1 protein-coding gene is annotated in these 238 nt (G+C 64.7%); it reads right to left on the bottom strand.

The annotated features are described in order from the left end of the window. The coding region (locus tag ACWXWW_RS18350) for a kinase/pyrophosphorylase (protein WP_455971481.1) at positions 1-238 on the bottom strand (238 nt) is incomplete at both ends.

Raw genomic sequence — 238 nt, 5'->3', positions numbered from 1 at the left:
CATCATGGCCTCGGCCTCGTTGATCTCGTAGCGGCAATTCTCCGGCGCCGCGTACTTGCTGCCGGGGCGGCGCTCGTTGCGAATCTCCGACAGGCGCTGCGGATCGATCGAGAGCCCGAACAGCTTCTCGCTGTACGGCGACAGCGCCGACGGCAGCTTGCCGCGCTCGAAGTCTTCCGGAATCAGCGGGTAGTTGGCCGCCTTCACGCCGTATTGCATCGCGAGATACAGGCTCGTC

The sequence above is a fragment of the Microbacterium sp. KNMS genome, assembly GCF_053851835.1.
Note: the sequence above shows the minus strand (reverse complement) of the source record. Positions and strands in the feature narration are given on the sequence as shown.